The organism is Parasutterella secunda (assembly GCF_023336895.1).
GTDB classification, from domain to species: domain Bacteria; phylum Pseudomonadota; class Gammaproteobacteria; order Burkholderiales; family Burkholderiaceae_F; genus Aphodousia; species Aphodousia faecalis.
Genome location: NZ_JAMBLT010000001.1, coordinates 321,826 through 341,221, shown reverse-complemented (window position 1 = coordinate 341,221; position 19,396 = coordinate 321,826). Strand labels below are relative to the sequence as shown.

16 protein-coding genes and 1 riboswitch are annotated in these 19,396 nt (G+C 45.6%); of the genes, 3 read left to right on the top strand and 13 right to left on the bottom strand.

Going from position 1 to position 19,396, the window contains the following annotated elements:
• Positions 1–36: 36 nt before the first annotated feature.
• From M3080_RS01585 to M3080_RS01555, 7 genes are all read right to left on the bottom strand, one after another.
• Positions 37–702, bottom strand: a complete 666-nt coding sequence (locus M3080_RS01585; protein ID WP_022473468.1) for a cytochrome b/b6 domain-containing protein — start codon at positions 700–702, stop codon at positions 37–39.
• Entirely contained in the window at positions 702–1,049 is a 348-nt protein-coding gene (locus M3080_RS01580) for an iron hydrogenase small subunit (protein WP_022473469.1), read from the bottom strand. Before M3080_RS01580 ends, M3080_RS01585 begins: the two co-directional genes overlap by 1 nt.
• A gap of 17 nt (positions 1,050–1,066) precedes the next feature.
• A complete protein-coding gene (locus M3080_RS01575; RefSeq protein ID WP_022473470.1) occupies positions 1,067–2,422 on the bottom strand; it encodes a [Fe-Fe] hydrogenase large subunit C-terminal domain-containing protein in 1,356 nt (451 codons plus the stop codon).
• A gap of 227 nt (positions 2,423–2,649) precedes the next feature.
• Positions 2,650–3,945 carry a coproporphyrinogen III oxidase family protein gene (locus M3080_RS01570; protein WP_249091617.1) on the bottom strand — a complete coding sequence of 432 codons (1,296 nt, stop codon included), beginning with the start codon at positions 3,943–3,945 and terminating at the stop codon, positions 2,650–2,652.
• 39 nt (positions 3,946–3,984) lie between these two features.
• Entirely contained in the window at positions 3,985–5,826 is a 1,842-nt protein-coding gene (locus M3080_RS01565; protein WP_249091616.1) for an AMP-dependent synthetase/ligase, read from the bottom strand.
• Positions 5,827–6,533: 707 nt separating this feature from the next.
• Positions 6,534–8,366, bottom strand: coding sequence for an ATP-binding cassette domain-containing protein (locus tag M3080_RS01560; RefSeq protein WP_249091615.1), 1,833 nt, complete (start codon positions 8,364–8,366; stop codon positions 6,534–6,536).
• Positions 8,367–8,373: 7 nt separating this feature from the next.
• Entirely contained in the window at positions 8,374–9,657 is a 1,284-nt protein-coding gene (locus M3080_RS01555; protein WP_249091614.1) for a penicillin-binding protein activator, read from the bottom strand.
• A 1-nt stretch (position 9,658) separates the two neighbouring features.
• On the opposite strand from M3080_RS01555, the gene rsmI reads away from it, so the two are divergent.
• Positions 9,659–10,567, top strand: coding sequence for a 16S rRNA (cytidine(1402)-2'-O)-methyltransferase (rsmI, locus tag M3080_RS01550; RefSeq protein WP_249091613.1), 909 nt, complete (start codon positions 9,659–9,661; stop codon positions 10,565–10,567).
• Here the strand turns inward: rsmI and ttcA are convergent.
• The 4 genes from ttcA to M3080_RS01530 are packed head-to-tail and all read right to left on the bottom strand — an operon-like array spanning position 10,564 to position 15,046.
• Positions 10,564–11,466, bottom strand: a complete 903-nt coding sequence (gene ttcA, locus M3080_RS01545) for a tRNA 2-thiocytidine(32) synthetase TtcA (RefSeq protein ID WP_249091612.1) — start codon at positions 11,464–11,466, stop codon at positions 10,564–10,566. The two genes, rsmI and ttcA, sit on opposite strands and share 4 nt — an antisense overlap.
• Complete coding sequence (locus M3080_RS01540; protein ID WP_249091611.1) at positions 11,459–11,842, bottom strand: dihydroneopterin aldolase; 384 nt, start codon at positions 11,840–11,842, stop codon at positions 11,459–11,461. The genes ttcA and M3080_RS01540 overlap by 8 nt, the downstream gene beginning before the upstream one ends.
• Position 11,843: 1 nt before the next feature.
• Positions 11,844–12,920, bottom strand: a complete 1,077-nt coding sequence (locus tag M3080_RS09260; protein WP_283162498.1) for a tRNA nucleotidyltransferase/poly(A) polymerase-related protein — start codon at positions 12,918–12,920, stop codon at positions 11,844–11,846.
• Between the two features lie 2 nt (positions 12,921–12,922).
• The gene (locus tag M3080_RS01530; protein ID WP_249091610.1) at positions 12,923–15,046 is read right to left on the bottom strand and encodes a lytic transglycosylase domain-containing protein; all 2,124 of its coding nucleotides are present in this window, start codon (positions 15,044–15,046) and stop codon (positions 12,923–12,925) included.
• Positions 15,047–15,081: 35 nt separating this feature from the next.
• Between M3080_RS01530 and M3080_RS01525 the strand changes: the two genes are divergently transcribed.
• Entirely contained in the window at positions 15,082–15,642 is a 561-nt protein-coding gene (locus M3080_RS01525; RefSeq protein WP_249091607.1) for a 5-formyltetrahydrofolate cyclo-ligase, read from the top strand.
• Positions 15,643–15,650: 8 nt separating this feature from the next.
• Here M3080_RS01525 and ahcY read toward each other — a convergent pair whose 3' ends face one another.
• Both ahcY and M3080_RS01515 read right to left on the bottom strand, forming a co-directional pair.
• Positions 15,651–17,045 (bottom strand): adenosylhomocysteinase, encoded by a 1,395-nt coding sequence (gene ahcY / locus M3080_RS01520; RefSeq protein ID WP_249091605.1) that lies wholly within the window; start codon positions 17,043–17,045, stop codon positions 15,651–15,653.
• A gap of 29 nt (positions 17,046–17,074) precedes the next feature.
• A riboswitch (S-adenosyl-L-homocysteine riboswitch) is annotated at positions 17,075–17,152 on the bottom strand.
• A 41-nt stretch (positions 17,153–17,193) separates the two neighbouring features.
• Entirely contained in the window at positions 17,194–18,567 is a 1,374-nt protein-coding gene (locus M3080_RS01515) for a tryptophan--tRNA ligase (RefSeq protein ID WP_249091603.1), read from the bottom strand.
• A gap of 160 nt (positions 18,568–18,727) precedes the next feature.
• On the opposite strand from M3080_RS01515, the gene M3080_RS01510 reads away from it, so the two are divergent.
• A complete protein-coding gene (locus M3080_RS01510; RefSeq protein ID WP_249091601.1) occupies positions 18,728–19,375 on the top strand; it encodes a nitroreductase family protein in 648 nt (215 codons plus the stop codon).
• Positions 19,376–19,396 lie beyond the last annotated feature (21 nt).

The window sequence follows — 19,396 nt, the reverse complement described above, 5'->3', positions numbered from 1 at the left end:
AATCAGACGTGTATCAAAAAGATACTTTTGTACAAATTATTTTTCGAGATTTGTACGAATAACGTCCTTTTCAAGCCACTTCGGAGAGTGGTGTTCGGCAGCTTCGTAAGAGATCGTGCCTTCGCCCGGACCCCAAATGCCCTTGAAATGTTCCCAAGAGAGCAAAGCCAAGGGGATGTGGGCACACACAACCATCAACGAGCAGATGATGGAACCCCAAACATGGAAGATATACATCCACCAGAAGGCGCCTTTCGGAATCGCAGGAGCGAAGTAGAAAAGCATCCAACCGGTAACGGCGAGGCCATACATCATGAAGAAGAAAATGAGATAGCTCATCTTTTGGCCGCCGTTGTAACGACCTTGCGGCGGAACTTCAACCGGACCGAACGGGATCTTGAAGAAACGACGCGGGTAACCGCCGAAATTGCGGAACCACTTGATCGTATCCATATCCCAAGTCAACAAGGCATTCAACGTCGCAGCGAAACGATGCGGAGCGAACACCAAGTAACCGATCAAGTTAAAGGTATACACAACGGCAATCCAGATGTGCCAAATCATCAAATTGTTAGCGGTTTCATCGGAGAGGTTGCAGAAATAGACAGCCGCGCCGGTGAACAGCAATGCAAACCACGTCACCGCATTAACAGCGTGGAATACTTTGTCAGCGGGGTGGAATCGTAAGATACGTTCAGCCATTAGTGTTTACCTCCCAAAGCCGCTAATTGCGTACGCGGATAGTAGCGGGTATGCAACAGGTGGTGAGCCAATTCACCGGTGGCCGGTTGCGTGTGCATGTCAGCATAAAAACGCAACACAGACTTGTTCTGGTGAGAACAGGTAAGGCCATTTTCTTGGCAAATCTTGTCATCACGGTACAAGCCGGCTTGACGAGCTTTAATAACGTCAGAGCGACGTTGGATGAGGTCAACAACGGCGTAGCCCGTGACACCAATTGCCAAAGCCGTCACACCGACAACTTTCAAAAAGCCGCGGCGACCGAGCATAGCAACGGTTTGTCGTTCGGTATATTCATACTTGCGCATTTATTGTCTCCATCCAATTAAATTTGCACAGGAACGGGCAACGTGGGGTTTAGCCATGTTGCACTGTCAGTGCGAACCGGTTGACCACCGCCATTGACGCAGCCGCCAGGGCAGTTCATCACTTCGATGAAGTGATAACGGTTCTTGTCTTCCTTGATGCGACGCAAAACACCTTCGAGGCCTTGCAAAGCACCATTGACGACGCAAACGCGGACTTCGAACACCTTGCCGCCCAATTTCTTGATGGGCACAGGAATCGTTGCTTCCACAACTGCATCGGTATGACCACGGACGATCTTAATATCCGGATCCTTCAATTCTTCGCCAGCCAACACAAAGTAAGCCGTACGCAAAGCAGCTTCCATCACACCGCCGGAGGCACCGAAGATGGTACCGGCACCGGTGTAGATTTCCATCGTGCTGCGTTCACGAGTCTTCGGCATTTCCAACGGATTGATGCCTTTACGACGGAAAATTTCAGCAATTTCGCGAGCCGTCACAACAGCATCGACGTCTTGGAAAGAGGGGGTGTTAGCCGGGATCTTGCCGGTTTCAACCAAGTGATGCCAGGCGGCATTCATTTCCGGACGGGCAGCTTCAAAGATCTTGGCGGTGCAAGGTGTCACAGCTACGACATAAATGTCGCGGGGATCTTTCTTCCAAACGTATTCAGCAGCCCAGGTCTTAGCAACCGGACCACCCATCTGAATCGGGCTCTTAGCCGTAGACAAGTGGGGCAGCAAGCCCGGGTGGAACGTTTCAACGTTCTTAACCCAAGCAGGGCAGCAGCTCGTGAAATGCGGGAAGGGGTGCTTGGCAGCTTCTTCGAGTTCAGGGCCGCGTTCGCCCAAGACCCAATAACGGATCTTGTTGATGAACTCAAAACCTTCTTCCATGATGGTTTGGTCAGCCGATTGGTTCACGTCATAGGTGGTGAAGCCGGCCTTTTCCAAAGCGTTCACGAATTGTTCGGTGACCAATTCACCGGCCTTAGCGCCGAATTCTTCACCGACGGAAACACGAACGGCAGGAGACGGGTGAGCAACTACGAGCTTGTTGGGGTCATCGAGCATCTTCATGACTTCATCAACAAAGCTCATTTGTTCGATCGCGTTGAAGGGGCAAGCGATCAAGCATTGGCCGCAGGCCAAGCAAGCGTCTTCACGGATGGAGTGGACAACACCCAGACCACCGGAGATGGCGTGCACCGGGCAAACTTTACGGCATGTGTCGCAACCAACGCAGTTGTCCTTGTTGATCTTGATCACACCGCGCAATTCACCGCGACGGAGGTTGCCAACGTATTCAGGTCCGTTTTCTCCGTGCGCATTGGGCGGCGGAGTAAACGTATTGACCATAATCGTTTTGGACATGTTTAAATCTCTCCCAAGATTTACTAAAAATGGAATCTCTGAGTGGCAAGTGCCTTGTGCACAGGTCCTCTTGAAACTCAGGGATTGTACGTACAATTCCTGTCGTCATAGGCACGCCTTGGTCCCGGCATACCATCCGACAACGGTGGAACTATAAAGAATTTTTACAAAAAATAATAAAAAAATAGGTAAAAAATTACTACCCCATAAGAGGTAGAAATCTCTTATTACATGTCGATGCTTGACAGAGGTTTGCGCAATTCAGCGCGTACGTTATCCATACCGGAGTAAAAAGCTTTCATCATTACAAGCCCTAAGAACTTGCCGGCATCGGTCACGATAAGATTGTCCGGATTGCTCGGATTTTCTTTGATGGCGCCTGCCAGTTTAAGCCCCAGCATTTCCTTAAAGAGCGCCTTATCCAAATCAACGCCGTGCACATCACGGAAATATTTGCGGGACAGACGCGCTGCAAAAAGTCCCAGCAACAGGCGATACTGTAAAACAGAGTGCTTATCGAAGCGTTTTCGTCTTTCTACGCCCATTTTGCCTTGGCTGATTCTTTCGTTGTAGCGGCGAAGGCTGAATGTGTTGACGTATAAAGAGTCTCCAAGGAAGCTAAAGGCGCCGGAACCTAAACCCAGATATTCATCATGGTCAACGACATACTCATCGAAACCTTCATCGTGAGAGCGGCCGAAGGTCCAGGATGTCAGCTGATTGTAGTTTTTGCCTAACGTATCCAGGATGATGCGGTACTGTGCAGCAAGATCGGCGCTCGGAGCAGCGATGGTGTTGCGGACGCTGGCTTTGGTTTGCGTGGTAACCATCAAAGGATAGGTCGTAATTTGACGAGGATTTAACTTCATCAGCAAGTCCACATCGCGCTGAAGAATTTCCTCGGTTTGTCCTCTGAACCCGAAAATCATGTCAACATTCATGATCGGGAAGAGTTCCTGAGCGGCCTGAATGCGTTCGAAAATTTGTTCACCGCTGCCAAACTTTTCGTAGCGGTCGATCATTTTAAGGATATTGTCATCAAAACTTTGAACGCCGACCGACATACGGTCCACAAGTCCCTTCAAATGTTTGAAGCTTTCAGTGGCAAGGTGTGCAGGATCTGTTTCGCAGGAAACTTCTTTCATGGACGGAAAGAGCTTGCGCGCCAGTTCAATAGTTTTAATGAGCTCATCCTCGAGAATGGTTGTTGTACCGCCGCCGATATACATAGACGTGAAGTCATACCCCATATCACGGGCCATCTGCATTTCTTTGCGCAGACTTACAAAATACTCACGAGCTTTGTATTCTTTAAAAATAAAGCGGTGAAAAGTGCAATAAGAACACAACGTATGGCAAAACGGAATATGGGCATACATCATGTACTGATGACCTTCCTGCGGAGCAGGATGCCGATCCAATATGGTCGGCTCCACATTGAGTTCTCGGTCAATGTAGTACTTCATGATGCGGTCGGTTAATCCGATCATCCAATCCGGTAATAATTTGTCGTGTTCAGCCATAGTGTTGTTCTTCTAATATCAAGTGCGAAAGGTCGTATTTTAGCGATGACCTGCGTAAAGTGCTTGAATTTGCGGAGCAAATTTTTCCGCTAATACCTTTCGTTTGAGTTTGAGCGTCGGGGTCATAAGGCCGTTTTCAATCGTCCAGGGCTCCAGCGTCATATGAACATTTCGAGGCAAAGCGTACTGCGGGAAATCTTTCACTGCGGTCTTAATGCGTTTGAGCACCGCATTGCGGGTCACAGTAGCCAGGAGACTTTCCGGATCATTCGGGTCTAAATCCAAAGTGGCCGCCAGTTTGCCCCATTCCTCTTTATTCAAGACAACAATAGTTGAAATAAAGGGACGATTTTCACCGATTACGTAAGCTTGGTCAAAAAGAGGATCAATTTCAATCGCCAATTCCAAATCGGCAGGTGGCACTTTTTCGCCAGTGCTTGTAACAATAATTTCCTTGATTCGACCAACGATTCGCAAAAAGCCCTCATGGTCAAATTCTCCGACGTCTCCGGTCTTTAACCAACCGTCATCGGTGAAGGCCTCGCGAGTGGCTTGTGGACGATTCCAGTATCCCTTCATGATAGAAGGTGATTTAACCTGAATTTCGTTTTCTTCACCCAAGCGAACATTCGTTTCGGGTAACGGTTTGCCGACTGTGCTTGGGTGATTGTAGGTAAGAGAATTACCAGCGATGATGGGGCTGGATTCTGTCATTCCGTAGCCCTGAATGATAGGCAGACCTAATCCGCAGAAGGCCTTGGCGACTTTAGCGTTGAGTGCAGCACCACCACTGATGGCGATTCGAAGTTGTCCTCCGAATTGATTCAAAAGTGTCTTTGAAACCAATCGTTCAAGAATCGGCCAAATGATGGGATCAAGTACGGTTATGCCGCCTTTTTGAGCGGGCAGTCCGTATTTCTTACAAAAACGTCTCCATCCGACATCAACTGCCCAATTAAATAAGAATCGAACAAAGCCGGATTCACGAGCTAATTTAGCTTGTACTTTTGCAAAAATACGTTCATAAATTCGGGGAACCGAGATGATGACATTCGGACGAATGATGCGGAAATCTTCCGCTAACTGTTGAATCGACCGTGTAAATACAATCGTGCAACCCATGCCCAACGCAAGGTAGTAGCCAGCCATGCGCTCGAAAGTATGCGAAAGCGGTAAAAAGGATAAAAACACATCTCCGGGTTTGGGAGAAACGGTTTTGAGTGTGTTAATGACGTTGCTGACGACATTTTTGTGTGTCAGCATCACGCCTTTCGGGCGACCGGTTGTGCCAGACGTATAAACAATGGCCGCTAGGTCATCTTCGGTCGGGGGTTCCGGCAATTGCTCAACACCATGCCCGGTCGCAAGCCATGATTCCAAATCCCAGTGTTGCACCCCATCTTGACGAATATCAGGTGCAGACTCTTCAGTGAAAATCACATTGCGCAGATCAGGCATGACCGTATGAGTGAGATAAATGGCATCCCAACGGCTCTGACGATTAGTCACCAAAACGGAGGCTTGACTATCGGCAATGATGAATGCACTGGATCCTGCGGTGTCAATCGCGTGCAAAGGAACAGGGACGTAACCGTTGGCAAGTACCGCCTGGTCGCAGCAAATAGCGTCCACACCATTGGGCAATAATATGGCTACTCGATCACCGTGTTTTAGTCCCATTTTGCTAAAAGCTCGGCGCCACTGTTGAATACGTTCGTCTAAATCTCGATAGGAAATCCGTTCCCACGTATTTGAACGACGGTCAAATTGCCTGAGCGCTTCTGTATGAGGCGCAATTTTTGCTCGCGCCGGAACAAATTGATCAAGTGTCTTGAGTTGACAGAGAGATTTAAATCGAATTTCAGTGGAATCAATAGCCACGATTGACCTCAAAAACAATAAGTTTCTTAACCCGCTTATTGTAAGACGAAAGCCCTTTTTTAGGGGCCTTCGATTTAGAGCAATCAGTTTTTGATTTTGTAGGCTTTTTAAAGCCAAACACTTCCTATGTAACCAGGGATGTTTGGAGATTTTCAATTTTGCAGAGGGTTATTTGAAACACTTCGAGGATAGTTCCGAGATCCATAGCATCAAAAGAAAACGATCACAAAACTTTGAATTCCAGAATACAGAACACGAGGAGGTCGTTTTTTGGAATTTGATCCTTAATCAGACGAAAACGAAGACTATTTTGCTCAACAGAATCTAATGATTAATCTGTAGTACCAGTTGTGACAATCTGTTCGTGATTAGTGGCGGCAATTTCAGAGCACAGATTTTGCCTCTCTTTCAAACAGTGAATGGAGAGCATAAAGGTATGTCCCTTTAAATGCGGCTTCCCAATAAATTGCCAAATGGCTTTCTCAATTGAACATCAATACCAGCAGTAGGCACCTCAAGTACGATAACGGCGCTTTTTGTACAAATGCTTGTGCGCCATGTCACGTCTTTTCATGCCGCCGGAAAATAGGCGGCACGGAGCCTGTCTCTTTTCGCTCAGCTAAAGACTGTTCAATAAATCTTCATTATTTGTCAGAGATAAACTATCAAAAATAAACTTAGATATTTTTTATAAATGAGATAGGTTATTACTTAGTACTTTCGATAAAAGTTCTTTTATTTTCAAGTTCTTCCCAACGTTGGTAGCCCTGATTAATTTGCGCTTCTAAGTTTTGAAGGAGCTCCGTTTGTTCTTTAATCTCTTGGGCGTTATGGTTGGTGTAATAGTCAGGAGCGTTCATTGACGAAATTAACTCGTCTCGCTCGGCTTCCAACTGCATCAGGTGTTCAGGCAAGGTCTCCAATTCCTTATTTTCTTTGTAGCTTAATTTGATTTTGGTCTGTTTAGGCTTTTTCGATACAACTTTGTCAACGGTCTCAGCCTTTTTAACTACTGACTCTATTTTGGGTTTGTAGTGTTGCCAATCCGAGTAGCCGCCAACATATTCTCGCCAAAGACCATTGCCTTCGGGAGCTAAAACTTCCGTTACAACATTGTCCAGAAATCTTCGATCATGACTGACAAGAATCAGAGTGCCGGGATAGTTTTGGAGTGTTTGCTCAAGTAACTCCAAGGAATCGATATCCAGATCGTTAGTCGGTTCGTCTAACACAAGCAAATTGGCTGGCAGAGCGAATAATCGAGCGAGAAGCAGACGGTTGCGTTCGCCTCCGGATAAATTGGAAACCGGAACATTGGCTCTTCTTGGCGGAAAGAGAAAATCGCCAAGGTAGGCCATGATGTGTTTCTTTGAGCCGCCCACTTCAATCCACTCACTACCCGGTGAAATGGTTTCAGCCACGGTTTTATTGGGATCTAATTGGGCTCGCAGTTGGTCAAAATAAGCGATTTGCAGGTTGGTTCCCAGTTTGATTGTTCCGCTGTCAGGCTGACGTTTCCCCAAAATAAGAGAAATCAAAGTACTTTTACCAACGCCGTTGTGACCGACTAAACCTAAACGGTCTCCTCTCAATAACCTGAAATTCAAATCTTTGACAATGACTTTATCGCCAAAAGCCAAGCTGACCTTTTCCAACTCAGCCACAATCTTGCCGCTTTTCATGCCGGCATCAATATTGAGATTGATTTGTCCCAAACGATCTCGTCTGGCGGCACGTTCTTCACGCAAGCGCTCCAGTCGCCTTACCCGACCTTCGTTTCTGGTTCTTCGCGCTTCAATCCCTTTTCGTATCCAGACTTCTTCCTGAGCCCAAAACTTATCAAATTTTCTGCGAGCAATATCTTCAGCTGCCAGTTCCTGTTCTTTTCGGTTTTCATACGCTTCAAAATTTCCAGGGTAACTTCTGAGAACCCCTCGATCCAACTCAATAATGCGGGTGCTGACAGAGTCCAAGAATGCTCTGTCATGGGTGATCACCATTAAAGATTTAGAGCCTCGATATTCTGATTTAATTAATTCTTCCAGAATCAAAATGGCATCAATATCCAAATGATTGGTCGGTTCATCCAAAAGAAGGAGATCTTTGTTTTGGGTAAAAGCGAGTGCTAAAGCGGCGCGTTTTTTCTCTCCTCCGCTGGCTCCCTGCAGGGGTCTGTCACCGTCAAGTTCAAAACGATGTAAGTACTCATCAAGCCGTGCAATTTGTCGCCACTTTATCTGCTCATCATTTTCTTCGTTAAGTTTTCCACGCAAAATGAGAGATTCTCTGAGTGTATTGGCTTCAGGTAAAAAGGGTTCCTGCTCAACATAGGCAATTCCCAGTCCATCCATGACCGTTTTAGAGCCATCATCAAGTTTGTCTGCTCCGGCGATAACGCGCAAAAGAGAGCTTTTTCCCGTGCCATTGCGTCCGATGACACCAATTCTCTCACCGTCCATCACGGTGAGGTTGGCGTGATCCAAAAGAGGCTGATCGCCGAAAGCTAATTCGGCGTCCTGAAGTGTCAACAAGGTAGTCATAAATGATTTATGGGCGTTGTAGAGGTTGGGCAAGTTGCTCAGCAGTTAGCGTTTCAATTTTCCCATTTAAAATCATGGCAGGCTGGGCAATACGTTCAACATTGGCTGTTAGTCCTTGTCTGAACGATAACGTGCCCGTCGTTCCATCCATATGGATGTCCGGTTGCCATTTCATCCAAACGCAAGCTAAACGATAGGCATCAACACCAAAAGCAAAAAGTCTGCGTTCAAGTAAAGAGGCGGGCGGATTAACACCAAAACTAGCCTTGAAATCAGCGTCGTTGTAACGAACAATCAAAGGTGAGTCGACAAAACCGGCGTTTTGAAGGTCATAGGTCAGCGAAGCTGTAACGCTTTGCTCCGGATTGCCGGGATTAATCATGCTTGTGCCCCATACTCGTGTTGTTCGTGGAAGGCGGGGCTTTACGAGAGCCGCTGTTCGAGCGTCCATGACCAAAAAAGCGGCCTGATAAGGGGCTTCTTCAAATTCGACTTTTGCTCTGTATTGTGACATCAAACGTTCATTGCGCAACTTTACGCGTTGATAGCCATAAGGATCTTCAGTCGCATCCGGCAACTTTTCTAGAGTCGGTTTGGGAATAGAGCTGTTTTCGATGCTGTAAAACTTGGATTGAGCCATGAGCTCTTCAGTTAGTGTCTGCCGAGTAAAGGGGATATTGGCTGCCTGTAATTGTTTGGCATACGTATCGGCGATTCGGTGCTCCAGCGGAGAGTCTGCTTCAAAAATAGCGACACTGGGAATGACGCCATCGGTACCGATGGGAAGAGCTTTAATGGCGATGGATGTGATTTGTTTAGCCTCTTCTTCTTGTGAAAGAGAGTAATTCATCATCAATTCCGGTGAAGAGACGCCATTTTGCGGCAAATTTAATGAAACGACCGGAAGCGGCAAAAACGGCAAAAGAGAAATTTCATTGACATCATCGCGACTCACTGGTCCTATCGCTGCTACTGCACCCATCAAAGCGGCATCCTGCAAGTGAGATAAGGCGCTTTGCCCCGCTTTTCTCGGCAACAGGATGATTTCATACGGAGAGGATTGTTGCGAATTCTCGGCCTTGATACCGTTGACAATTGAATTGGCAAAGACGGTTAGAGGATTATCAACTTGCGGCATTAATACGGCAATCTTCAACTTTTGTTCTGAGGTTGTGGGCACAAAGCCTGATTCAGAAACAGCAAAAGAGACAGCTTGTTGAGCTGAGCTCAGCGAACTAAAGCTCGCTACAATAGCCAAACAAAGAAAACGGATAATAGAACGAGTTCTCACGATGCAATCCAAATCTAATCAATGGTCGGAACAATTATTAATGCAAATGGCTGGTCTCGAGTCACAGACCCTTCCTGACTCCACATTGTATGTTGTGGGTCTTCCGATAGGAAATGCCGCCGATATTACTCTCAGGGCACTGTGGGTACTCGCTGGCGCAGATATTATCGCAGCCGAAGATACACGAGAAACCAAAAAACTTTTAGAGCGATTTTCTATTTCTGTTCCGACTGTAAGTGTTCGGGAACACAATGAAATTGCTCAGTCCCATATGATAATTGAACGACTGCAAAAGGGCGAAAAAGTAGCTATGGTGACGGATGCGGGAACACCGGCGGTTTCAGATCCGGGAGCCAGACTCGTTCGAGAAGTGATTAAACATGGGTTCCGCGTCATTCCGATTCCCGGAGCAAGCGCTGTTATTACTGCTTTGTCAGCGGCAGGTTTAGAGCCTGCAGGTTTCCATTTTGTGGGTTTCTTGCCACCACAAACCAAGGCCAGACATGAGGCATTGAGTTCTCTTGTCGGACAATCGGATAGTTTTGTTTTATATGAAGCGCCTCACCGAATTAAAGATGTTCTCAATGATTTAGGAGAACTGGCACAACCTGAAAGGCGTATTGTTGTGGCAAGAGAGTTGACTAAAAAATTTGAAACCTTCTCTGTGATGCCAGCCAAAGAACTTTGTGCATGGTCGCAACATCATGAACCGAGGGGCGAATATGTGATTTTGGTTGATGTCGCGCCTCAGTCCGAAGCCTTTCAACTTAACGAAAAGGATAAAAAATGGATCCGTGCGCTGGCTTCGGCAATGTCAGCATCCAAAGCCGCTGCAACAGCGGCCAAAATCGTCGGCAGCACACGTGATGAAATCTATCGCTGGCTTTTGTCCGAAAAGGAAAATGCCTAGAGTTCCTCAACAGATTTGTCTTTCAAAGCATCCGGGATCAGTGCTTTGAAGTCGTAGATGGATTTATCCATCAAATGAGAAGGGGCTACGCGAGTCATACTCATAAGAATGTTGTAGATTCTGCTGTCGTATTTTTGATCCCATTCACGCATCAGAGCCTTGATTTCTGCCCGTTTTTTATTTTCAATTTTCCGACAAATTTCTTTAGAAATAATCGGGTAGTCACGGTACTTGATCCAACGTTCGATTTCATATTCCCGAACATAGGCTAGCGGTCGAATGATGACATTTTGGCCGTCATCACTTCTTAAAATGGGAGGCATTCCTTTGAGTCTTCCACCGTAAAACATGTTTAGCAGCAATGTGCTGACGATGTCATCCATGTGGTGACCCAGTGCGATTTTTGTAACCCCAAGTTCTTTAGCAACTCGATAAATAATCCCCCGACGAAGGCGTGAACAGACTGAACAGACATTTCTTCCTTCCGGTATGACGCGCTTGACAATTGACCACGTGTCTTGATCTTCGATATGGTAGGGCACACCAATCTTTTCCAGATAGTTGGGAATAACCTCTTTGGGAAAGTTCGGCAGATGTTGATCAACATTTAGGGCGATTAATTCAAAAGGAACAGGAGCCCTTTTTTGAAGTTTCATCAAAACGTCAAGCAACACGTAACTGTCTTTGCCGCCGGACATGCAAACCATGACTTTGTCGCCGCCTTCAATCATGCCAAATTCTGCGATAGCTTTTCCGGCCAAGCGCATGATGCGTTTTTCATTCTTTTTTTCAGCGACAGATTTTTTGGTCTTTTTTTCTTCATCGACAAACGTATTCAAGTCATTTTCAATGACAATGGCATTGTCTTCGATGATGGGGATAATTTTTTTATCAGTCATGTCGAGTCCTGAAGATTTCTACTGCAGCACTTTTTACATCGGGATAGGCTTGGGTTTTCTCACTTCTAACGAGAACGGCCAACACAAGCGGGTTATTTAAAAGTTTATTTGCAATCTTGTCAATTAGAGTTTCTTGTAGACAAATGTGACCGTTTTGCAGAACCGCGTCAATGGTCTGAATCACTTCATCATAGTTGTATGCATTGTCCAACTGATCTTTTTCGTTTTCTGTCTGCACAAACACTTCGACATTGATAATGACGGGTTGTTTGCCATGCATTTCATGTTCATACGCCCCTATCGAGATATTTTTTTGAATATCTTTGATGACGATATGACGACAAGTTTTAAGCAATGGATCTGTGTACCAACACATCTCAGTTGCACTCCTCAATTGCAAGTAATCGTGCTTGATGTATAGCCTCTCCTATCTTGGATTTATCCGAACAGGAGGCCGCAATTTGTGCGTAGTCTATATGCTTGATTCGATCAAAGGCGTTTTGCCAAACATCAATTTTTAAGTCATAGACAATTTGAGCCAAATGCAAAACGTGATTTAATCTTTCCGGTCTTCTCACCGCATCGCACATTTCAATGAGTTTCAAAACACTTTCAGAATCTGTCTTAGCGAAACAACCTTTGAGTTTATTCCAAAGGTTAATCAAATCAATGAGTTCGGCCGGTGGTTTCAATCGAGTGATAAAAGCTTTTATCTGTGCGGGATTGTCTTCGCAATGGGTCAGTAATGCAAATTTTTCCGATTCCGGAATATCAGCGTTTTGATCCAAACGATCCAAAATATTTTGGCTGATAGGTAAATCGAAGAAAAAACGTTTCCATAATCCACAGGAACGTAAAACAGTCACGAATTGAGATGGTGATTTTTCTTTTAATGTTTTTCGCATTTCAAGAAACACTCGTTCTGCAACCAAGCTGTCAGCCTCACCATTGGCTACCATTTCATTGAGCAATTGTTGTGTTTCTGTAGCGATACTGAACTCCGGCAACTTAGCCTTGAAGCGAGCGATCCGCAATATGCGGACGGGATCTTCTTTAAAAGCCTCGGACACATGCCGCAATGTTTTTGTCCGGATGTCGGTAAGGCCACCGTAAGGATCTATCAATGTTTTACCATCAAGCGCCATGGCATTAATCGTCAGATCTCTTCTCTTAAGATCCTCTTCAAGCGTGACGTCCTTGGATGCGTGAAACGTAAAGCCGTGATATCCCGGAGCTACTTTTCTTTCTGTGCGGGCCAGCGCGTATTCTTCGTGTGTCTGGGGATGTAAAAATACTGGGAAATCTTTTCCGACCGGCAGAAAGCCTCTATCCAATAAATCCTGAGCGGTAGCGCCGACAACAACCCAATCTCGATCTCCTTTCGTTTCGGGATAACCGAGTTCCTGAGTCAAATACAAATCGCGGACATAACCGCCAACAAGATAAATATGCATAACTAAATTTTTTCTTCAGTGGTAGTGTCTGCCTTGGGATCTATTTCACCAAGCCATCGTCTAAATGAGGTGATTTTTTGATCTTGTTCATAGGCGTATTCAACCGTATTGGCCAGTACATTTTGCACGTAGTAGCGTGTTTCCGTAAAGGGGATGGTTTCGATAAAGATGGCCCCTTCGGAGACTTGCAGTAAAGATTGTTGCCAGCGGCTGGCTCGATTGGGCCCCGCATTGTATCCGGCTGTAGCAAGAATAAGCTTATTGTCCAAGCGATTTAGCAAAGAACGAAGGTACGAAGTTCCAAAATAGATGTTGGTTTCAATCTCGTAAATTTTTTCAGGCTTGAAGTCCTCGATTTCCAATTGTTTGGCGATCCATTTTGCTGTAGCGGGCATGATTTGCATCAGGCCGTTGGCGCCGACATTGGATTTGGCCGCAGCGATAAAGCGAGATTCTTGACGCATGAGCCCGTATACCCAGTTATCATCAATTTCGGCTTTTTCCGCGAATTCCTCGATTTCATCTTCAAAGGGGCGAGGGTAAAGCAACTCGTGTTCGAGCGGATAATGCTCTGCGACTTTAATGGCGGTATTAATAGCGCGGTGCAAAAGAGAATGCTTTTCAGCCCATTGTGCGGCAGCCAATAGTTCTGGAGCGTTCATTGTACGGATTCCCCATTGCCACTCTCTATTTCCTTCGACAAAAAGTCCTATGTCATAAAAGTATTTTGCTCTCTGCAGGCTGGGATTTTTACCCATGGAATCGATTGCTTCAGGTGTAGCCTCAACCGTTTCGTTGCCTGAGTAGTAAAAGGATTGCCCCAGTGCTTCTGAAGCCAATTTACCGTAAAAGGTTCTCTTGGTAGAAATGCTTTGCCAATATTGTGGAGCCTGTTCCGGGTGACCGATTTCAACTAACGCGCGTCCTCGCCAATAGGCCCAATTTTCTTGTTTGGCCATATTGGCCGGCATGTTTGCAATAAAGTGATTGAGTTTTTTCCAGTCCCTAATTCTCAGTGCCGCTCTGGCTTGCCATTGAATGCAGTCACTGGGCAACGCACTGTATGGACCTGAACAAACGGATTGTCCGCCTTTGGCGTACCACTGAAGTGCGTTCGGGTTGTGATTGATGGCTCCCACGTAGCCTAATCGTCCCCATAAAGCGCTTTTTTCTGCCTTATTGAGCTTACCGTTTAGGGAATTGGCTACGCGAACTGACTGATCGATGTCAACGGATGTTAGACGATAGGCGGCAATCAGCCGAACATGTTTGTTTTGAGTAGCCAATTTGTTACGGTAGGTTCGATACCATTTGGCGGGGCTATTAAACGCTAATCGCGAAGCTCGTGCCGGCAGACGTTTTTTCTGAATAAGTGTGTTTAAAACACTTCTTGCCTCTGAGATTCGGCCTTGCTGGATTAGGATTACGAGACGTGTAAAAGCGGTAGAAGGAACTTTCTTAATTAAGGCACTTGAAACCTTTCGGCAAATATTATTGCCCTTGTATTGGGGAGCGTTGATAATTGAAAGCGCTTCATTAGCCAAATTTTTCGAAATAGTTTTTCTGCTTGAAATGGTGTGATACAGATCCCAACAGACAATATTGGGGTCGGATTTGTTCCATAGCAATTGCTTGCGCTCGGAATTAAATGTTTTCCATTGGTTGTGCTCGTTCCAATAAGAGGCCATGACCAGTAACCAATCGGTTCTAAGCTGCTCGGCAATGTAGTCATTTTTGTGTTTGATGAGGAAATTTTGAATCTCGTTTTGGGTGTTTAGGTCCTTTGGCTGCTGTCGAGCTTGAGACAATAAAAACCATGCCTGAACATAGTCAATAAGGGGAAACTCTTCGTCAAAATACTGTGTTGGATTTTTAAAAAGATGAATTTTTTGTTTTTCAAAAGCTTCACGGAAAAAAAGAAACTTTTCCGAGTCGTTAGCTTCTTGTAAGAACGAAATAAGTTCAACGTTATTTTCCGGTTTTGGTGACTTTAAAATTTTTGCACTGTCAATGGAATCAACCGGTTGGGCAAGAACTGCTGATTGGCACACAAAAAGACTACCCAATAAAAATATTGAGTGTCGGATGACTGTCAGGTAACGGGTCAAAATTGTTTTAAACTGCATAAACGATACTTTAATCAAAAACGAACTGATCAGTCATGTTTGAAAAATCTTTTTTCAGAAAAGAGTGTCTAAGAAAGCGTCGTGACATGGATTTAAGGGATGAAACTGAGAAAATCAGCGTTTATCTTTACTCTTTTTTCAAACAAAACCGTTACGACTGTGTAGGGCTGTATTATCCAATTAAGAATGAAATTGATATCCGGTCGGTTCTGCTTGAGTTGCAAAGTGAAGGCGCGATTAAAACATTGGCGCTCCCCAGGATTTTAAATAATGACATGACCTTTGCATCTTGGCGGTTTGGTCAAAGTTTATCTCCGGATCAATACGGAATCCCTGCCCCTTTAGCCTCTGAGGTTGTTTGTCCTCAGTGTTTGTTAATTCCTTGTGTTGCTGTCGACCTCGATGGGTACAGATTGGGATACGGTGGGGGATGGTACGATCGGATGCTCAGCAGTCAGCATTTTGAATTAACCATAGGGGTTGTGCCGGCTTCCTTTATTTGTAAGACTTTTGTGCACGAAACCCATGACAGAGCGTTATCCGGTTGGGTATGTGAAAACGGCTTCACGTGGGTGGTGAAGCCGTCTTGCAGATAGAGAGCTAGTTAGTAGCGGTATGCATCGCTCTTATAAGGACCTTCCTTCGGAACGCCGATATAGGCGGCTTGTTCATCGGTCAGCTCAGACAATTGAGCGTTGAAGTTTTTAAGTTGCAGACGAGCCACTTTTTCATCCAAAATCTTCGGCAAAACATAAACGCCCACCGGATATTTATCTGTGTTGGTAAAGAGCTCAATTTGAGCCAACGTTTGATTGGCAAAAGAGCTCGACATCACATAACTCGGGTGACCTGTGGCGCAACCTAGGTTCACGAGGCGGCCTTCTGCTAACAAAATAATCTTGTTACCGGAGGGCAGAACAATGTGATCAACTTGTGGTTTGATATTTTCCCACTTGTATTGGCGCATGCTGGCGACATCAATTTCACTGTCGAAGTGTCCGATATTACAAACGATGGCTTCGTTTTTCATTCGGATCATGTGATCGTGCGTGATCACGTTGATATTGCCGGTGGCTGTTACGAAAATATCGGCCTTATCAGCAGCCCAATCCATCGTTACAACACGATAGCCTTCCATGGCCGCTTGAAGTGCACAGATAGGATCAACTTCAACGACCCAAACTTGGGCAGCCAGTGCGCGAAGTGCTTGAGCACAACCCTTGCCCACATCGCCGTAGCCGACAACGACTGCCACTTTGCCGGCGATCATGACGTCTGTTGCACGCTTAATGCCATCAACGAGTGATTCACGGCAACCGTAGAGGTTGTCGAACTTGGATTTCGTAACAGAATCATTGACGTTCATAGCGGGAAAACGCAACGTGCCTTTGGCAGCCATTTGATACAAACGGTGCACGCCGGTGGTCGTTTCTTCGCTCACACCTTTAATGTGGACAATACGTTTGGAATACCAATGCGGATCCTCTTTTAGATGGCGATCGATAGCGGCAAAAAGAGCGGTTTCTTCATCACTCTTCGGATGTTCAATGACAGAATGATCCTCTTCTGCTTGAGCGCCTAAGTGCAAAAGCAATGTGGCATCACCACCATCGTCTAAAATCATATTGGAGTAACCGCCGTCATCCCATTCCATGATCTTATGGGTGTATTCCCAATAATCGTTTACGCTCTCACCTTTAACGGCAAAAACAGGAACGCCATCGGCTGCAATAGCAGCGGCAGCATGATCTTGAGTTGAGAAAATGTTGCAACTGGCCCAACGAACTTGAGCACCCAATGCCACCAGTGTTTCAATTAAAACGGCGGTTTGGATCGTCATGTGAAGGGAACCGGAAATGCGCGCTCCTTTTAAGGGTTGGGCGGCTGCATATTCTTCACGAATAGCCATCAATCCGGGCATTTCCGTTTCAGCGATTTGAATTTCTTTTCTGCCCCAGTCGGCCAAGCCGATGTCGGCAATAATGTAAGGCGTACTCATCAAAAAGTCTCCAACTTTAAAGTATTTACGTTGTGTGAGCGCCGTTAGGATTTGTCTCAAGCCTGGGAGCTATCAGTGTTGATAGTCTCGCAACGCTCCTTGAGAAAAACAACAGGGAAAGCCTTTTAAAGGCCTTCTCCCTTAATTGTTACTGTGCATTCTTTTTTTGTTTTTCTTCTTCAGCGGATCGAATGGCACATAAGGCGGTTTGAATTTCTTCACGGCTCACACCGGGGCAAAGCTGCACGCATTTCACCGTAACGCTTTCACCATCTTTGATAACCGCTATGACAGAAGAGTCATCACAAAGACCCGAGCATTTCAGAGAGGCAACCACGCGACCGCAGTCTTTACCGCTATCGAAAGCGACACTCTGCAAAAGTTCTTTACCCGAGGCACTCGTCAGCTTAAAGTAGAACTTGCCGTCTTTCTCGCGATATTGTTTAAAAACAGGTAAAGAAACTTTTTTCTTTTCGGTGGTTTTACGCTGCATTTCACCAAAATGAGCGAAATTTCTGAGTCCGACGGCTTGCCGAACCTTCTGCATAAAGGGAACCGCAATTTCACGGGCTTTACGAGCACCTTCCTGCAAAATGGCTTCGATTTGTTCCGGATGCTTCATTAGCTCTTCATATTTGGTGCGCATCGGGCCAATTTCGGATTCTATTTTTTCAAAAAGTTCTTGCTTGGCCTCGCCCCACCCGAGACCTTCTTTAAGGCGTGAGCAGAATTCTTCGTATTCTTCAGGTGTGGAGAAGGCTTCATAGATGGCGGTCAAGGATGTTGACGCCGGATCCTTCGGCTCGCCGGGAAGTTTTGAGTCTGTTTTAATTCCTGCAATGGCTTCTTTCAACGCTTTGCTGCCGCCTTCAAAGAGAGGAATAACGTTGTTATAGCTCTTACTCATTTTCCGACCGTCAAGCCCGGGGAGTACTTCGTGCGTTTCATCTACGACAGCTTCCGGCATAACGAAGAAGGGGTGATCTTCTGTGGCGTACAGATAATTAAAGCGCGTTGCAACGTCACGAGCCATTTCCAAGTGTTGGATTTGATCCTTGCCGACGGGAACTTTGTGAGCATTGAACATCAAAATATCGGCTGCCATCAAAATGGGGTAGCTGTAAAGTCCCATAGAAATACCGGCGTCAGGGTCTTCTGCATTTTCTACATTGGCTTCCAATGCAGCTTTGTATGCATGAGCTCGGTTCATTTGACCTTTGGACGTAACACAGGTGAGCATCCAACTCAGTTGCGGGATTTCAGGAATGTCACTTTGGCGATAAAAAATGACGTGTGAAGGATCTAAACCAGCGGCCAACCAAGTCGCGGCAATCTGAAGACGGGAGCGTTCAATTCGATCCGGATCCTGGCACTTGATGAGCGCGTGCAGGTCTGCCATGAAGAAAAAGCTTTGAACGTCCTTATTGTGACTAGCTTGAATGGCCGGACGTATAGCACCGACGTAGTTGCCGATGTGTAACGTGCCGGTCGTATTGATTCCTGTTAATACTCGAGTGGTCATTTTTATCCCAAATACAGAGAAATTTAAAATCTCTAGATTGTATGGCTCTGTTTGGCAAAGGTCAAAAGCCATCAATAAGCAAAAGAAAAAAGAGTTCCCAAAACGTTTAACGAAAGTTAAACTGAAATCAGTACGCTATTGGGAGGACTGAACAATGTCAATGGAAAACAAAATGCTCCAAATCGCTCAGGAGCGCTACACGACAAAACATTACAGTGGAAAACAAATTCCACGGGAACAATTCAATGAATTGTTAGAGATCCTACGCTTAGCTCCTTCATCGGTGAATGCTCAATCCTGGAAATTTATTGTTGCCAGCAGTAAAGAAGCCAAGGATAGGATTATGGAAGGCTTTTTAGACTTTAACCGGGAAAGAATAGCGAAGGCCAGCGACATTATTGTTTTCGCTGTTCCTGAAAAAGTTTCAGAAGAGCACTTGCAAAAGGTACTTAATAAAGAGATTGCCGATGGTCGTTATGCAAAAGAGTCTGTAATTGAGGGCTTGGATGCAGGGCGCCGGCATTTTGTAGGGCTGCACAGTCATTCTGTCTCAGATACTTTAGCTTGGGAAACAGCTCAAGCCTACATTGCCTTGGGATTTATCCTTTTTGCTTCTGCTGGTATGGGAATTGATTCGACAGCTTTGGAAGGGGCTGATTTTGACAAGCTCGATGAGATATTAGGTTTACGCAAACGCGGTCTGAGAAGTGTTGTGGCTGTGAGTCTCGGGTATAGATCTGAAGATGACAGCAATGCCAAACGACCCAAATCACGTTTAAGCAAAGAAGATCTATTTGAAGAGATTTAAAAAATTGCCTCAATCTGTTAT

Excerpts from the sequence above, each read along its gene's own strand:
- M3080_RS01585 (WP_022473468.1), bottom strand. The coding sequence starts at position 702 with ATGGCTGAACGTATCTTACGATTCCACCCCGCTGACAAAGTATTCCAC.
- M3080_RS01580 (WP_022473469.1), bottom strand. The coding sequence starts at position 1,049 with ATGCGCAAGTATGAATATACCGAACGACAAACCGTTGCTATGCTCGGT.
- M3080_RS01575 (WP_022473470.1), bottom strand. The coding sequence starts at position 2,422 with ATGTCCAAAACGATTATGGTCAATACGTTTACTCCGCCGCCCAATGCG.
- M3080_RS01570 (WP_249091617.1), bottom strand. The coding sequence starts at position 3,945 with ATGGCTGAACACGACAAATTATTACCGGATTGGATGATCGGATTAACC.
- M3080_RS01560 (WP_249091615.1), bottom strand. The coding sequence starts at position 8,366 with ATGACTACCTTGTTGACACTTCAGGACGCCGAATTAGCTTTCGGCGAT.
- rsmI (WP_249091613.1), top strand. The coding sequence starts at position 9,659 with ATGCAATCCAAATCTAATCAATGGTCGGAACAATTATTAATGCAAATG.
- ttcA (WP_249091612.1), bottom strand. The coding sequence starts at position 11,466 with ATGACTGATAAAAAAATTATCCCCATCATCGAAGACAATGCCATTGTC.
- M3080_RS01540 (WP_249091611.1), bottom strand. The coding sequence starts at position 11,842 with ATGTGTTGGTACACAGATCCATTGCTTAAAACTTGTCGTCATATCGTC.
- M3080_RS09260 (WP_283162498.1), bottom strand. The coding sequence starts at position 12,920 with ATGCATATTTATCTTGTTGGCGGTTATGTCCGCGATTTGTATTTGACT.
- M3080_RS01530 (WP_249091610.1), bottom strand. The coding sequence starts at position 15,046 with ATGCAGTTTAAAACAATTTTGACCCGTTACCTGACAGTCATCCGACAC.
- M3080_RS01525 (WP_249091607.1), top strand. The coding sequence starts at position 15,082 with ATGTTTGAAAAATCTTTTTTCAGAAAAGAGTGTCTAAGAAAGCGTCGT.
- ahcY (WP_249091605.1), bottom strand. The coding sequence starts at position 17,045 with ATGAGTACGCCTTACATTATTGCCGACATCGGCTTGGCCGACTGGGGC.
- M3080_RS01515 (WP_249091603.1), bottom strand. The coding sequence starts at position 18,567 with ATGACCACTCGAGTATTAACAGGAATCAATACGACCGGCACGTTACAC.
- M3080_RS01510 (WP_249091601.1), top strand. The coding sequence starts at position 18,728 with ATGGAAAACAAAATGCTCCAAATCGCTCAGGAGCGCTACACGACAAAA.